The organism is Paenarthrobacter sp. Y-19 (genome assembly GCF_029223985.1).
In the GTDB taxonomy this organism is placed as follows: domain Bacteria; phylum Actinomycetota; class Actinomycetes; order Actinomycetales; family Micrococcaceae; genus Arthrobacter; species Arthrobacter nicotinovorans.
Map to the genome: position 1 here is coordinate 2,775,212 of NZ_CP119414.1, position 14,288 is coordinate 2,789,499.

Annotated in this window: 15 protein-coding genes and 1 tRNA gene; 3 read left to right on the forward strand and 13 right to left on the reverse strand. The window is 62.1% G+C overall.

The window, feature by feature from the left end; genetic code table 11:
• Positions 1–37: 37 nt before the first annotated feature.
• From PYR64_RS12980 to PYR64_RS13010, 7 genes are all read right to left on the reverse strand, one after another.
• A complete protein-coding gene (locus tag PYR64_RS12980; RefSeq protein WP_275775583.1) occupies positions 38–568 on the reverse strand; it encodes a ferritin in 531 nt (176 codons plus the stop codon).
• 53 nt (positions 569–621) lie between these two features.
• On the reverse strand, positions 622–993 hold the full coding sequence (gene crcB, locus PYR64_RS12985) for a fluoride efflux transporter CrcB (RefSeq protein ID WP_055971771.1): 372 nt from the start codon (positions 991–993) through the stop codon (positions 622–624).
• The gene (locus tag PYR64_RS12990; RefSeq protein ID WP_275775586.1) at positions 990–1,433 is read right to left on the reverse strand and encodes a CrcB family protein; all 444 of its coding nucleotides are present in this window, start codon (positions 1,431–1,433) and stop codon (positions 990–992) included. Before PYR64_RS12990 ends, crcB begins: the two co-directional genes overlap by 4 nt.
• Entirely contained in the window at positions 1,420–1,944 is a 525-nt protein-coding gene (locus PYR64_RS12995; protein WP_275775588.1) for a universal stress protein, read from the reverse strand. The genes PYR64_RS12990 and PYR64_RS12995 overlap by 14 nt, the downstream gene beginning before the upstream one ends.
• 39 nt (positions 1,945–1,983) lie before the next feature.
• The gene (locus PYR64_RS13000) at positions 1,984–3,696 is read right to left on the reverse strand and encodes an AarF/UbiB family protein (RefSeq protein ID WP_055971760.1); all 1,713 of its coding nucleotides are present in this window, start codon (positions 3,694–3,696) and stop codon (positions 1,984–1,986) included.
• 4 nt (positions 3,697–3,700) lie between these two features.
• Complete coding sequence (locus PYR64_RS13005) at positions 3,701–4,243, reverse strand: PadR family transcriptional regulator (RefSeq protein WP_026266984.1); 543 nt, start codon at positions 4,241–4,243, stop codon at positions 3,701–3,703.
• Between the two features lie 81 nt (positions 4,244–4,324).
• Positions 4,325–4,666, reverse strand: a complete 342-nt coding sequence (locus PYR64_RS13010; RefSeq protein ID WP_055971757.1) for a YciI family protein — start codon at positions 4,664–4,666, stop codon at positions 4,325–4,327.
• Between the two features lie 183 nt (positions 4,667–4,849).
• On the opposite strand from PYR64_RS13010, the gene PYR64_RS13015 reads away from it, so the two are divergent.
• Positions 4,850–5,509, forward strand: a complete 660-nt coding sequence (locus tag PYR64_RS13015) for a DedA family protein (protein WP_275775592.1) — start codon at positions 4,850–4,852, stop codon at positions 5,507–5,509.
• Here the strand turns inward: PYR64_RS13015 and PYR64_RS13020 are convergent.
• Entirely contained in the window at positions 5,492–6,901 is a 1,410-nt protein-coding gene (locus PYR64_RS13020) for an MFS transporter (RefSeq protein WP_275779954.1), read from the reverse strand. The two genes, PYR64_RS13015 and PYR64_RS13020, sit on opposite strands and share 18 nt — an antisense overlap.
• A 231-nt stretch (positions 6,902–7,132) precedes the next feature.
• Here PYR64_RS13020 and PYR64_RS13025 point away from each other — a divergent pair, with 231 nt between their 5' ends.
• The gene (locus tag PYR64_RS13025) at positions 7,133–8,017 is read left to right on the forward strand and encodes a helix-turn-helix transcriptional regulator (RefSeq protein WP_055971748.1); all 885 of its coding nucleotides are present in this window, start codon (positions 7,133–7,135) and stop codon (positions 8,015–8,017) included.
• 598 nt (positions 8,018–8,615) lie between these two features.
• Here PYR64_RS13025 and PYR64_RS13030 read toward each other — a convergent pair.
• On the reverse strand, positions 8,616–10,310 hold the full coding sequence (locus tag PYR64_RS13030; RefSeq protein ID WP_275775595.1) for an FG-GAP-like repeat-containing protein: 1,695 nt from the start codon (positions 10,308–10,310) through the stop codon (positions 8,616–8,618).
• Between the two features lie 149 nt (positions 10,311–10,459).
• Between PYR64_RS13030 and PYR64_RS13035 the strand changes: the two genes are divergently transcribed.
• Positions 10,460–11,590: an ATP-binding protein gene (locus PYR64_RS13035; protein ID WP_055971741.1), complete on the forward strand. Its 1,131-nt coding sequence runs from the start codon at positions 10,460–10,462 to the stop codon at positions 11,588–11,590.
• A 132-nt stretch (positions 11,591–11,722) separates the two neighbouring features.
• Here the strand turns inward: PYR64_RS13035 and PYR64_RS13040 are convergent.
• From PYR64_RS13040 to PYR64_RS13055, 4 genes are all read right to left on the reverse strand, one after another.
• Positions 11,723–11,795 (reverse strand) — tRNA-Ala (locus tag PYR64_RS13040).
• Positions 11,796–11,831: 36 nt separating this feature from the next.
• Positions 11,832–12,632, reverse strand: coding sequence for an NAD(P)H-binding protein (locus PYR64_RS13045; RefSeq protein ID WP_275775597.1), 801 nt, complete (start codon positions 12,630–12,632; stop codon positions 11,832–11,834).
• Positions 12,633–12,638: 6 nt separating this feature from the next.
• Positions 12,639–13,526, reverse strand: coding sequence for a hypothetical protein (locus PYR64_RS13050; RefSeq protein ID WP_189075443.1), 888 nt, complete (start codon positions 13,524–13,526; stop codon positions 12,639–12,641).
• A gap of 130 nt (positions 13,527–13,656) precedes the next feature.
• Positions 13,657–14,283 carry a GNAT family protein gene (locus tag PYR64_RS13055; RefSeq protein ID WP_018776605.1) on the reverse strand — a complete coding sequence of 209 codons (627 nt, stop codon included), beginning with the start codon at positions 14,281–14,283 and terminating at the stop codon, positions 13,657–13,659.
• Positions 14,284–14,288 lie beyond the last annotated feature (5 nt).

The window sequence follows — 14,288 nt, forward strand, 5'->3', positions numbered from 1 at the left end:
CCCCGTCATGCGCGTTGCGTCGGGCTGTTGCCGGTTCCTAAAGGGCGCCACCGGCAGCGGAGGGCGCGCTGGCGTCGTGACCGCCGTCGCCCACTGCTTCGCGGGCGACGTAGTTCTCAATGTCGAAGAGATTCTCGGCGCGTTCTGTGATGTTGAGCAGCGTGGTCATCGATGCGACCTCTTCAACCTGCTCCTTGAGGAACCACAACATGAACTGCTCGCCCAGGGCGTCGCCTTCGGCACGGGCAGCACGGAACATCTCCTCAATGTTGCGGGTGACTTCCCTCTCCTGTTCCAGGGCAAGGGCGATGGGTTCCTTGGCATTGGTGAAGTTGTTGCGCACTGGGGAAATGCCCGGAATCTCGACGTGGACGTTACGGTCCAGCATGTACTGGACCATCATCATGGCGTGGTTGCGTTCTTCCAGGGACTGGCGGTAGAAATGCCGGGCAAGCTGTGGCAAATCCTCACCGTCGAAGTACACAGCCACAGCGATGTACTGCTGGGAGGCTGCAAACTCATTGGCAACCTGGGCGGACAACAGTTCATTGAAAGTCTTGTTAGCCATGGCTAGATCCTACAGCCGCGCGACTGCGTCCTTGACGGGCGGACACACACTGCTTAGGGCAGGAGAAAAGTGAGTCCGACACCGGCCGCGGCAGCCAGGACACAGGCGGCCATGGAGCCCACACCGTTGATCAGGGCCAGCCCTGCCCTGCCGCTCTGGATAAGCCTGATGGTCTCCAGGCTTGCCGTGCTGAATGTCGTATAGCCTCCCAGGAAACCAGTGCCCAGGACAAGGTACAGGGTCTCGGACGCCTCGCCGCGCATCATCAACCCAGCTAAGAATCCGAGCACTAAAGAGCCCGAAACGTTGATCAGGATGGTGCCCCAAGGGAGGGCGGTCTTCAGCCTTGCGCGTATGAGGCCATCGACCATGAATCTGGCGACCGCGCCCACTCCTCCAGCCAAGCCAAGCAGAAGGACCGTCATGATCGGGCCCGCTCCGTCAGTCTGTGATGCCAGGCGCCGAGCCATATGCCCGCAGTCGTAGCGGCGGCCCCGCCCAGCAGGCTTGCCGTCAGGTAGCCCGCAGCTGCGGGAACTGCGTCAGCGTTCAGCAAATGCACGGCGTCCACGGCCAGGGTGCTGTAGGTGGTGTAGGCGCCCAAGAACCCCGTTCCCAGCGCAAGCCGCAAGACCCGGCGGTTTCCGACGTCGGGACCCCTGCGGGAGAGCCCCTCCAGAAGGGCACCAAGGGCCAAAGCCCCGGAAAGGTTGATGATCAGGGTGGGAAGGGGCCAAGCTCCGGGCGCGGGGATCACCATTCCCAGGCCATAGCGTGTCATTGCCCCCAGCACCCCTCCGGCGGCCACTATCCCCATGAACCGCCAGTGCAGGTGTACCGGGCGTGTGGCTTTACTCGTCGTCATCGTCGTTCGGGACCCGCGGGTTCACAGGCACCACCAGCACAGGGCGGTTCTGCCGGTGAGACAGATGGCGGGCCACGGAACCGGCAGTTGCGTCCTTGAGTGCCGCGGTCAGGCGGTGTTCGCGTGTACCCACCACAATCATCGACGCTCCAATGGCCTCCGCCTCGCGGGCCAGGGCACGCGCAGGTTCCCCCGCCAGCGGCGTGATCGACCATTGGAAATCAAGTCCGGACAGTTGATCCGCGATGGTCCTCTTCAGCGCTTCGATGGCGTTGCGGGAATCGCCGTCCACGCCATCGGGATCAATGGGTGCCGCCGGTCCTCCTGTGGTTCCGTCCACGGGATAGACGGTGACATCGGCGTAGGCGAACACCAACGGAAGGCGTGTGCCGCCGGCAACCACGGCTGCCTGCTCCACCACCGACGGATGCTGCCCAGGCATGACGCCCACCAGAATGGGTCCGTTCATGCCGCCGGATACCTCACGACGACGGGCAGGGGTCTCAGTCACAGGGCAATTCTACGGCGCGGCACGGCACTGGCCGTGCCCTCAGGATCTGTGTCGGCGCCCCGTCAGCAGCGCACCCAGCAACGGGATCACTGACGAAAACATCAGCACGTCGCCAAGAACCGCATCCCCTCCCCTGACCACGGAACCGGCAATGAGCAACGCAGCGAAGAGCACAGCAGCCACCCCGTAACGGGCCAAACGTATGAGCCGCGCCAGCTGGCGTTCCAGCTTGCGGTTCGAAACCTGCAGCGACCCGTCCTCGACCCGGGTGATCAAGCTGTCAAGGCGTTTCGGTAGGCGCAAGGCCAGCGTCGCGGCCTCCATCGCCTGGGAGGCAATGTCATTTACCAGATTGCCGCGTTCATCACGAAGGAGCTGTGCCGCGTAGGGCTCGACCGAATCCCACAGATTGAATCGGGCATCCAAGGAACTGCAAACCCCGGACGTCAGGGACATCGCCCGGATAACAAGCAGGAAGTTCTCCGGCAACTGAAACGGCAGTGAACGGATGACGCTTCCGAACTCTGCGCCGAAATCGCGGAACTCCCGCGGATCCACGTCACGCAGTTCGGCGAAACCCATGCCTCCAAAGCGGGCAAAGAGCTGTGTCATGGCCCGCTCCAATTCGACCGTATCAGCAGAGGGCATCAGCACGCCGACGTCGCTGATGGCGGCCACCAGCCCCTTGCCGTCCCGTGAGGCTGCTGCGATCAGGAGCTTCCGAAGGCCGGACCTTGTCTTCGCCGGAACCTCGCCCATCATGCCGAAATCGATGAACGTCAACTTCCACGGATGTTCCGAGGTGCCGGTGTTCGGGGTGACGAAGATGTTTCCGGGGTGCGGGTCGGCGTGAAAGAAGCCATTGGTGAACAGTTGGTCAAACATCACTGACGCGAAAACGGGCGCGACAGTCGCGGGATCAATTCCCGCCAACCGCAGTGCCTCGGTATCCGTGATCTTGATGGCGGTCACGTCTTCAAGGGTGAGCACACGGCGGGTGGTCCGCTCCCACACCACTCCCGGCACCGTCACGCGTGGGTCATGGGCAAAGTCAGCGGCGAACCGCTCCGAATTCGCGGCCTCGTTCAGGTAGTCGATCTCCTCAAGGCTGGTCTGGGCAAATTCCTTGATCAACGCGGGAACATCGGCACGGTCGGACACAATGCGGATCCGGCTTAGCCAGCCTCCCACCCTGCGCAGTGCGGCAAGATCGATATCGACGATGGTCTGGATCCCGGGCCGCTGGACTTTGAAAACCACGCTGCTCAGCCCAGTGTCCTCCGCGTTGCCTGCCAAGAGTTTGGCACGGTGGGCTTGTCCGAGTGAGGCCGCCGCGATGGGCACCTCCTCAACGGAGGCGAACACCGACTCCAAGGGTGCGCCGAGTTCGGCCTCCGCGAGTTGGCGGATGGCTTGGAACGGGACGGGCGGCACTTCGTCCTGCAGGCCCTCCAACTCGGCGGTGATCTCGGGCGGCAGGACGTCGAGCCTCGAGGACATGAACTGTCCCACTTTGATCATCAGGCCGCCAAGTTCCACCGCGAGTTGGTGGAACCGTTGAGCGAAACGCGTCATTCGCCGGGCACGATTGCGTTCAGTCAGCCGGCGCAGGCCCAACCTTGGCAGGAAAAGCTCGAACCACCACGTCACCGCAAGATGCCAGGCAGCGAACCGCAGGATGCGACGGTAACGGGCACGTGCACTCACAGCGCCCGGGACGTGCTCTGCCTGATCCGGTCGAACCGACGTCACCCCTTCAGTCCTGGGCGAGGATCGAGTACAGACGGCGGCGAGCCTCTTCGAGCACCGTCACCGCTTCCCGAACCTGTTGTGGCGTGCCTGTCCGGCCCACTTGCGCTGCGGCCTGGGCGAGCTCGACCCCGGCTTTGGGCAATGCAGCGAACCCGGGACCCGATGCAGCACCCACGGAGCCCCAGGGTGCGGACGTCTCGGAGCTTGCTACATCTTCCCTGCCTGCTTCGGTCAGGGCGTAGATCTTGCGCCCGCTGGATTCCTCGGAACTGACGAATCCCTCATCAGAGAGCAGCTGAAGCGTTGGGTATACGGAACCCGCGCTGGGCTTCCAGCTTCCGCCGCTGCGTTCCTCGATTTCCCGGATGATCTGGTAACCGTGCATGGGACGCTCAGCCAGGAGGGCCAAAATCGCGGTCCTTAGTTCGCCGCGCCCGGCCCGGCCCCCGGAGCGCTTCTCGAAGCGTGACCGGAACTCTTCCACGGCCTGCCACATGCCATCCAGGTTGTTGCCCATAAAGCCATTTGAAGGGAATGAATTGTGCATCAAGCTCACCTCTGAGATTCGCGAACGATACTGAACGATATAGTCAACGATATAGGTGACGGGGGTCCAAAACAATGGGCATCAGCTGGCAGGATCGTACTGGAAAGCCCTGACTTCCTGGGCACAGCGGCACGCCGCCGCCATCCTTGTGGCCCATTCCAGTGCGGCCTCGTAGGAGGGCAACTCCAGGATGGAATAGCCACCTTCGAGCTGCGACGTTTGCGGGTACGTTCCCTCCCGAACCGAGCCGCCGCCGTCGACCATGACCGGCGGGATGCTTTCATCGATACCCCCGCCGAACACCCACACTCCTGCGTCTTTGGCCTCCTGCACTACGGCGTGGGCCGCCGCAGCCACTGCAGGGAGTTCTTCCTCAGTGATGTCCATGGCAGCACTGGGAAAAGAGATCAGGTACTTGGTCATCGCGATGCTCCTTCAGGCACGGCTGGGTAATCTCGTCATCCTTGCCGATCCTCCGGGGCCCGTAAAGGGCACGACACCCTGCCGGGATCAGAGAGGCAGCCGCGCGTCCAAGCAGGCAACTTTGCCCAAAAGCATTCGTGGCAATAGCGTTTACTGTGGCGAAGTCCATGAAAGGGCAAAGAGTTGATCAGTGTACCGAGAGCCCAAGGTTCCACCGAAGACTTGACCGGCATTGTGGGGGTCGCCGCCCAGGTGATTGATGCCCTGGGCGAATGGGGCGTCGGCCTGATGACGTTCCTGGAGACCGTGTTCCCTCCCATCCCCAGCGAGGTGATACTCCCCCTCGCGGGGTTCCTGACCCAGCAGGGAAGCATGAACATTGTTCTGGTCTTCGTCACCAGCACGCTTGGCGCATACGCAGGGGCGTTGTTCCTGTATTGGCTCGGATACAAGGTTGGTTTGGAGAGGTCCATCTCGCTGCTTTCGAAACTTCCGCTGGTGGACAGGGAGGACTTCGAGAAAGCCTCCGGCTGGTTCGAACGCCACGGCAAGTCCGCGATTTTCTTCGGCAGGCTACTCCCCGGCGTGCGGAGCCTCATTTCCTTGCCCGCAGGCGCCGAACGGATGAACCTCATGACGTTCTCCATCTTCACGATCGCCGGCGCGGGACCATGGAACGCAGTACTGATCGGCCTGGGGTCACTGCTTGGCAAGCAGTACCACCTGATCGACCAGTACTCGCGGTTCCTCAACTACGCCGTGTACGCAGCGTTGGCGGTTTTTCTGGGATGGCTCGTTATTCGAAACGTCAGGCGCCGCCGGCAGTCAGCTGACCGCCGGTAGCGACTGCGGGGTGACCGGCATCGGTCTCCGCAGGAACACAGCCACAAGAAGTGCCGCCAGGAGGCACAGCCCGGCATTGACCCAGACGGCGGCTGTCACGCCGCTGAGCACCGAAAGGGCATCCTGGCGGCCGATGGCCAGAATATGCGCGGTGAAGACAGCGCTCATGACCGGAATGCCCAGGGTGATGCCGATCTGCTGGCTCATGGTTGCCAGTCCCGTGGCCAAACCCTGCTCGGATTCAGGCAGGCCCGAGGTTGCGGTGACCATGAACCCGACAATGACCACAAGGTTCGCGACTCCCCCGATGAACGTTGCAGTCAGCAGCAGGCCGATGGAAGCAGGGTCAGCACTGAGCAGCACAAGCAGGCCAGTGGCCGTTGCCTGAACGAGGAATCCATAAACGATCGCCATCTTGGCCCCGATCATGCCGATGATCTTCGGCCCGAGGACGCCGCCCAGGACAGTACCAAGACCCAATACTGCAAAGGCCAGACCTGCACCGAAAGGTGTGTAGCCGAGGACCTGCTGGAGATACAGGGTCAGGAGGAAAACCAGGGACGTCTCCGTGACAAACGCAAAAATGCCTGCGATGTTCGCCCAGGCCACGGTCGACCGCTTCAGTATCTCCAGCGGCACCAACGGCGACGCAGCACGCCGCTCGACGGCTGCGAACGCAAGGAAGAACACGACGGCGGCCCCCAGGCCACCCAAGGTCAGCGGATCGGTCCACGAGTGCTCGGCAGCGTTGGTGAGTCCGAAAACCAAGGCCAGAAGGCCCAGAGTTACGGTCATTGCCCCCGGTACGTCCAACCGCAGCTTGGCAGCGGGCTTGCTTTCGGCCAGGACGATCGGAGCGATGGCAAGCACTCCAACGGCCACGGGAACGTTCAGGAAGAAGGCCCACCGCCAGCTGAGAAGGTCTGTCAGAAGGCCTCCCAGGATGGCGCCGGTGGTGAACCCAGCGGCCATAAGGGAACCGTTGAGTCCCAGGGCTTTGTCCCTGAGCGGTCCTTCCGGGAACGAAGCCAGCAATAGTGACAAGGCAGCGGGCACGACGATGGCTGTGGCGGTACCTTGGCCCACACGGGCGATCAGCAGTACGGCTGGGTCGACTGCCATGCCACCGGCCAGGGAGGCTGCACCGAGCAGCGCCATCCCTATGAGGAACATCGTGCGGCGGCCAACGATGTCGGCAACACGTCCGAACAGTAAGGTCAGTCCGGCGGCGCACAAGGCGAACGCCGTCGCAATCCATTGGAGGCTCTCCAAACTGAACCCGACGTCGGCACCGATGGCGGGGAGGGCGACGTTGAGGATGGAGAAATCAACGGCGAGGGTGAAGCTGGCCGCGAGCAGGATGATGAGGGCGAGTCGTTGCCTGCCTGCCATTCGGGCAGACGGCGTGGTAATCCGGCGGGCCTCTGATGGGGGTGGAGCCGATCCTGTGGCTAAGTCCTGGTGCGAGGTCATGGGTGTTTCCTTCCGTGGAGTACTTGCTGCGTCCGTCGGCAGTGTCTCGGATCTCCACCTTCACCGAATGCCAGCGCATCAACCACACCCCCTCTTGCCTACCCCTGGCAGGGACAGGACAGTTTCAGGCAGGACCGGCAGAATGGGTTCATGACCAGCCAAAGCGAACTTGGGGAGTTCCTTCGTATCCGGCGCGCTTCCCTGCAGCCGGAGGATGTCGGCCTCCTCAACTACGGCATCCGCCGCGTACCGGGGCTCCGCCGGGAAGAACTGGCGATGCTTGCCGGAGTCAGCAGCACGTACTACACGCGCCTTGAGCAGGGCCAGAGCAGCAACGCCTCCGAGGCTGTCATCGAATCAATCTCCCGGGCCCTGAACCTGAACAGCGATGAACGCACGCACCTGTTCAACCTTGCCCGGGCAACGACCACCAAACGGCGAACAACCATGAAGCCGGACAAAGCCAGGCCCGGCACCTTGCGGCTGATTCATTCGATGCCGACCACGCCGGCTGTTGTCTTGGGCCGCCGGAGCGAAGTGCTGGCATGGAATGCCCTCGGCCACAGGCTTGTCGCCGGTCATCTGGACTTCTCTGCGCCTTCAACGCCGGCGACAAGGCCGAACCTGACCCGGATGCTGTTCCTCGACCCCCACACCCGTGAGCTGTACACACATTGGGGCGAGGAAGCCAAGCGGGCTGTTTCGTCGCTGCGCCTGGTTGCCGGCCAATCCGCGGACGATCCCGAACTGGCCTCCCTGGTTGGAGAGCTGACCATGAAAAGCGAAGAATTCGCAGCCCTGTGGGCCCGGCATCCGGTCGAGAACTGCATGTCCGGACTGAAACACCTTCATCACCCGGACGTCGGGGATCTGGTGCTCAATTTCGAGGTTCTTACCCCTCCGGACGAATCAGGTCACCGGATTCTCATGTATGCGACTGATCCTGGTTCTTCCGCCGAAGGAGCCCTTCAACTGCTGGCGTCCAGCCAAGTGGGCGAAGTTCCCGGGGAGACACGTTCACTGCAGCCAAGATAGCTGCGGTACACCTAAACTGTGGAGCTAAGGAGATTCGAACTCCTGACCTCTTCGATGCGAACTCCCACCCGGGAGTACTTGGTTCTCTTCATTTCCTCAGACGTCAACGTCACCGACTAACGGACAAGCGGTGGCCGGGCTATTTGCCGGAGGTCGCGCGACCGAAAAGGCGAGAGAACCAGCCCTTCATCCCTGACTGCGGCTGGTGGCCTTTCCCTTCACCGCCAGATGCTTTCTGCTCCCCGCCGATAACCGAGCCGTCGTCCGCAAACCCCTTGCTCATCAGCAAGAGTTCAACATCATCATCGTTCTCTGGCGTGCTCGGCAATCTGGATGCATTTCGGTCCAGATGTTCGAAGTAGGCAGCTGACCGACCGCGTACCAGCGGTTTCCTTGGCGATACAGCGTGATCTCTTCCGCGCGGTAACTGTGAAGTCCACCATTCACCGTCCGGGCAAGAATGCGTTCCTCCCCGGCGGACACGGCGCGGTCATGCCATCTTTTGACGCACTCATCATCCTGCTCGCCCGTGCTGGCTTCTCGCGCTGCGACTGGGTTTGGTTCCGCCCAGTCGTACTCGTTTCGGTGCTCCGAGAGGTCAGACAATGGTGCTCATGACGTTCCAGCCCTGCCCAACCTGAACACGTGGCATCCACCCAGTGGCGCTGGCCCGAGGATACAACCACAAAATTCCCGCGCTGTCACGGGCCAGCACGTCGGCTCGGCCGTCACCGTTGAAGTCTCCGGGAGCGATGATGGCAGTCATGACGTTCCACCCCTGACCGGACCGCACCGGCGGGTACCAGCCACCTGCCCCGTCGCCGGGATAAATCCACAGCACACCGGACGTGTCCCGTGCCAGGACATCAGGTTCCCCATCTCCGGCGAAGTTTCCGCCGCCAAGAATTGTCGTCATGGCGTTCCACCCCTGACCCACCTGAACCCTGGCGGACCAACCGCCGGCCCCATTTCCCGGATAGAGCCAAAGAACCCCGGCTTGGTCACGGGCCAGGACGTCGGGAAAGCTGTCGCTGTTGAAGTCGCCCGGGCCGACAATGGCAGTCATCGACTGCCAGCCTTGCCCGACCTGAATCCGCGGATGCCAGCCGCCGTCTCCGTCGCCCGGGTACAACCACAGCGCCCCGCCTCCATCCGTGGCGAGCACGTCCGCTCGTCCATCACTGTTGAAGTCGCCGCCAGCCACTATGGACGCCATGGAGTTCCATCCCTGACCCACACGGTCCGGCGGGAGCCAAGCTCCGGCACCATTGGTCGGGTACAGCCACAGGGCTCCGTTGGTGTCTCTGGCCAGCACATCGGCGCGACCGTCGGTCGTGAAATCCCGGTTGGATGGATCCCGGATGACCGCTACTGACCCGTTCCGCGAAGGTACGTAGACCGCGTGTGTTTCGGGATCGATCTTTGGCGTGCCCGGATCCGTGACATAAAGAGTCTGTGTGGTGGTGCTGCCATGGATCACTGACACCGTGTTTAGTCCGATGTGAGTTACGTATAGCGTATGGGTTGCGGAATCTACCGCCACGAAGCGCGGAAAATCCATGTACAGGTCGAATTCGATGGTCCTGACGACCCGGTCCCCGTTGATCACCGAGATGGTCCCGGCGAAGACTCCCGGAACGTAGACGTCGTGGGTGACCGAATCCACCGCGATCGACAAAGGACCGCCGCTCGTCGTGGGAATGGTCTGTGTGACCACGCCATCGTTGATGACCGAAACTTTGCTGTTGGAATAGTTGGCCGCGTAGACGGTGTGGGTGGAGGTATCCAGTGCAACCGCCCACACATAGCCGCCATCGATGGGTATCGTGCCGGTCACCTGATCGCCCTCGATGACAGTCAGGCCCGTCATCCCGTTGGCAACGTAGATCTTCCCGGTGCCAGGGTCCACGGCAACATCCATCGGCTGGTGCTCCACCGGAATGGTCGCTGTCACCGTTGTGCCATTGATGATCGACACCGAGTCGCTTGCCGAATTGACCACATACACGGAGTGCGTCAGCGGATCCAGTGCCATTGCGGCCGGGTGTTGCCCGACGACTACCTTCGTTGTCAACACTCCGTTCCTGAACACTGAGACGGTATCGCCTAACAAATCGGCAGCGTAAAACAGTCCCGTCGCGGGATCATAGGCAACGGACGTGAACGTGCCGGAGCCCTCATAGGAATCGCTCACTTCAGGAGCCGCCACCGCAGGGTTATCATTCTGAACGGCAACGGCGGAAACGAGAGCCAGGACCACAACGCTGACGATTCGAGCCAGGTAACTGCGCATGCGGCTCACCCTACCGTCAGTCATGAGCCTCACGGGGTTATCCCGACGATCGGGCGTGAACGTGCCGTTGCAGCCGCTCTCGACCCGTCTCCTATTACGCACTACTATAAGAAATATAAAGACTTTAAAGAATTTATAGGAGTGTAAAAGTGGCCGCGAAAAACCCGTTCAAACCGACAGCTGGTGCCCGCCCACCGCTTCTTATCGGCCGGGACGACATGCGCCAAGATTTCGCCGAGAGCATCGAGAATGGGCCCGGAGCCCCCGGGTTGCTCTCCATCTTCACCGGACCCCGCGGCATCGGCAAGACCGTCATGCTGGGGGAAATTGAAGACGAAGCCATCGAGCACGGCTGGATTGTCATCTCGGAAACCGCCACGGCCGGACTCGTGGACCGCATCGGCAGCGCCGTCCGCGCCGCGGCTGAAGAGCTCGGGGAAGGCCCTGCCGGCCGCCGGATTACCGGCGTGACGCTCGGAATCCTCCGCGTGGATACCCAGCTTCCGGCTGTGCGTGAGGTTCACTGGCGGCGGCAGATTACCGAACTGCTGGAAAAGTTGAGCGAGCAGGACACCGGGTTGCTGATCAGCATCGACGAGATTCATGCCGTGGACCGGACGGAGCTCTCCGAAATCGCAGCGGTCGTCCAACATCTGATCCGGGAGAGCCTTCCCATTGGCCTGGTCCTTGCTGGTCTGCCTAAATCTGTCGAAGACCTGCTCAACGAAGGCGTCTCCACCTTCCTTCGCCGCGCCGAAAAGTACGACCTGCACAGGACCTCGATAGACGAGGTCGCCGAAGCCTTTAGAGATACTTTCTCCGAAAGCGGCGTGAGCATCAGCGACGAACATCTCCGGCAGCTGGCCGAAGCGACGGGCGGCTACCCATTCCTGATCCAGCTCGTCGGCTACCACGTGTGGAGTCAAGCGAGAAAATCAGGGGCCGTAGTCACCGACGAGGCGCTGGCTGCCGGTGTACAGAAAGCCCGCCGCCGTATGGGTGCCACCGTCCTGCAGTCTGCCTACTCGGCTCTATCCGATGTCGATCAGTCGTACCTGCTGGCCATGGCTGAAGACGATGGCCCGTCCAGCACAACGGCAATCGCGGAGCGTTTGGGTGTGAACGCCGTATACGGCGGCCAATACCGGCTCCGACTTCTGGCCGCAGGGGTCATTGAAACAACAAGCAGGGGGTACGTGGACTTCGCTGTCCCGACATTCCGCGAATTCCTCCGCGACACACCCGCTTATGGACTTCGGTTGCAGCACCCAAAACACTGAGAGCCACGCTGTAGCGCTCTGCTCCGGAGGGGGTCAGCCGTTTCACTGGTGCCTATATGACCCTATCCAAGCCAAAGCGTTACGTATGTGTTTATTCCGTCAGGTCCGACGGCTCAAATTCCTTGCAAACTGTGGAGCTAAGGAGATTCGAACTCCTGACCTCTTCGATGCGAACGAAGCGCTCTACCAACTGAGCTATAGCCCCCGGACCAGACGTTTCCGCCAGACCAGTGTCCCTAGGCTACAAACTTTCCCGGCGCTTTTCCAACCACGACACGAACGTCTCCGCGCCAAGCGCTTTCTCGGGTGCGAGGTTGTGTCCGGAGCGCAGGAAGGCCCCCATGCTGCCGGGCAACGGAACGGTGAGAATCAAACCCCGCGCGCCGGTCACAGCCTTCCAGGACCCGGCCAGGGCGCGCATGGAGAGAACCTCCGGACCGCCTACCGTCCGCAGGTGGTGCAGCGAAGGAAGAGAATCCGACAACGCTTCTTCCAACAGAACTGCTGCAACATCCGCCGGAGAAATCGTCTGGAAATCCACGCCTTTGAACACTGGGATCAGCCCGACCCGGGAACCCGCAGCGAAGACCCCAGCAACCAGACTGTGGAACTGGGTCGCCCTGACCACCACGGTTTCCAGCGGCGCCCCGGCATACTTTCGTTCCTTATCGGCTTTGGACACGTAATAGGGAAAGCTGCTGATATCACAATTGATGATGGAGAGCATCACGGCTCTTGGGACGCCGCTGGTGTGGGCGGCAGCCAGAAGCCTCGCGCCGCCGTCGGCGAATTGTTTTTGCGCCTTGCCGAACTGGCCTTCGAGGCAGTCAATAACGACGTCGGCACCCGCCATAGCGGCCGCCAGGCCTTCACCTGTGGTGACGTCGCCGGCGAAGTTAGTGGCGCCGTCGTGATGACTTGCCGAACCGACCGGCGGAACGTGCCGGCTGAGGACTGAAACCTTATGCCCTGCCGCCAAAGCGAGCCGGACAACCTCGCGGCCCACCTGTCCGGTGCCACCAGCGACGCAGATGGAACTCATGGTTCGTTACGCGCGGCGTCGTTGCAGGACATCGTCCAGGTTGCTCAGGGCACTCGGGGCCTTGGCTGAAGCGACTGCGGTAGCAGCGTCAGTTTGCCCGGCGGCCTGCTTCAGGACGGGCTTGCCGACAGGTTTCGGGGCCTCCGGAAGGTCAAGGGGCTCCGGCGCCGGACGGGGCGCCTTGGCAGCGTCGACATACGTGGGCTTGGGAACCTCTACGGGCTTCCAGCTCGCACCTTTGGAGTCAACGGCGGCCTGCGCCGACTCGTCGCCGGCCGCAACTGCGACGGCCAACGCCGCTTGGCGAAGTTCGACCGCCGACAGGCGGGCGGCCTCACGACTGGTGGCTTCGGCGTCGAAAACTGTGGTTTCCTTCGCCTCTACAACCGGCTCCTTCGGCAAGTAGCGTGCCGGTGTCGGAATGGGCGACGCCTGCGCTGCACGGCGTGCGCGTCGTTCACGAAGATCCCGAAGGGCGAGCTTACGCAAAACGACGACGGCGACCACCGCACCGATGAACGAGACCAGGGGCAACCAGACAGAGCCCGTGCCGAAAAGACGGAGTATGCCGGAAACGATTGCCGTCACGAGCAAGGCAAGTCCGGACACCGCCAGTGTGAGCCGCGCGTAGCGGATGGTGAACGGAGTGCTGGACGACTTCCCCAGGGACGGCTCTGACGCGCGGGATTCCTGGGGCGACGCCTGTGCTTTGCTGTGCATGGTCTCCATCGGTTTCTCCTGCTGAGGTGCCAAAGTCAGTACCACCCCTGCCTGCGGTTCGTCTGGTTCGTCGTCGAAAGCCTCTGCTGGAACAGCGGCCGCTTGGACTTGTTGCCGCCTGTTCCGAAGAACGTACGGCGCCACCCAGACCATCCACAGCGCGACAGTGACCACGAGTATCACTGAGCTGCTGAGAGGGAAGTCCACATTCAAAACCGTAGAAGCAAATCACCGGGGGTGGCGGCATTGCGGCCGGTGTGTCGTGGTCGAGTCCGCAAATGACTGGAGATAAAGCTGAAAAGCCCTATGACCTGCCCGTTTGTCCTTTGAGCCATCTGCGCAAGAGACCCTCCGGGACTTCTTCGGAGGTCAACGCGAAGGAGCGATGGTCAGCCCACTGTCCGTTGATGTGCAGATACCTTTCCCGGTACCCTTCGTCGCGGAATCCGAGCTTTTCCACCACGCGCAGGCTGGGCCCGTTTTCGGGGCGGATATTGATTTCCATCCGGTGCAGACCCAACACAGTAAAGCAGTGGTCGGTGGCCATGGCTACAGCTGTGGGAGCGATCCCGCGCCCGGCCCGGTCTTTGTCCACCCAATAGCCAAGCGTGGCCATCATGGCCGATCCCCACACAATCGACGAGACCGTCAATTGGCCAACGATGGCGGGCTCCCGCGCGCCTGCCGTGCGTTCAACGATGACGAACGGCAATGCGGTGGACTGTCGGGCCTGCTCGTTCAGGGACGAAACCATTTGGCGGTAGCTGGGGAGGCGGCCACCCGGAGCCGGGTTGGACGCCTCCCACGGTGCCAGCCAATCACTGTTCCGGGAACGGACCTCGGACCATTCCCGCTTGTCGCGATAGCGGATGGGCCGAAGGGCCAGGTCTCCGCACTCCAGCGTTACCGGCCAGATCGCAGACCCGTACATCCGTG

Excerpts from the sequence above, each read along its gene's own strand:
- PYR64_RS12980 (WP_275775583.1), bottom strand. The coding sequence starts at position 568 with ATGGCTAACAAGACTTTCAATGAACTGTTGTCCGCCCAGGTTGCCAAT.
- crcB (WP_055971771.1), bottom strand. The coding sequence starts at position 993 with ATGACGGTCCTTCTGCTTGGCTTGGCTGGAGGAGTGGGCGCGGTCGCC.
- PYR64_RS12990 (WP_275775586.1), bottom strand. The coding sequence starts at position 1,433 with ATGACGACGAGTAAAGCCACACGCCCGGTACACCTGCACTGGCGGTTC.
- PYR64_RS13005 (WP_026266984.1), bottom strand. The coding sequence starts at position 4,243 with ATGCACAATTCATTCCCTTCAAATGGCTTTATGGGCAACAACCTGGAT.
- PYR64_RS13010 (WP_055971757.1), bottom strand. The coding sequence starts at position 4,666 with ATGACCAAGTACCTGATCTCTTTTCCCAGTGCTGCCATGGACATCACT.
- PYR64_RS13020 (WP_275779954.1), bottom strand. The coding sequence starts at position 6,901 with ATGGCAGGCAGGCAACGACTCGCCCTCATCATCCTGCTCGCGGCCAGC.
- PYR64_RS13025 (WP_055971748.1), top strand. The coding sequence starts at position 7,133 with ATGACCAGCCAAAGCGAACTTGGGGAGTTCCTTCGTATCCGGCGCGCT.
- PYR64_RS13030 (WP_275775595.1), bottom strand. The coding sequence starts at position 10,310 with ATGCGCAGTTACCTGGCTCGAATCGTCAGCGTTGTGGTCCTGGCTCTC.
- PYR64_RS13045 (WP_275775597.1), bottom strand. The coding sequence starts at position 12,632 with ATGAGTTCCATCTGCGTCGCTGGTGGCACCGGACAGGTGGGCCGCGAG.
- PYR64_RS13055 (WP_018776605.1), bottom strand. The coding sequence starts at position 14,283 with ATGTACGGGTCTGCGATCTGGCCGGTAACGCTGGAGTGCGGAGACCTG.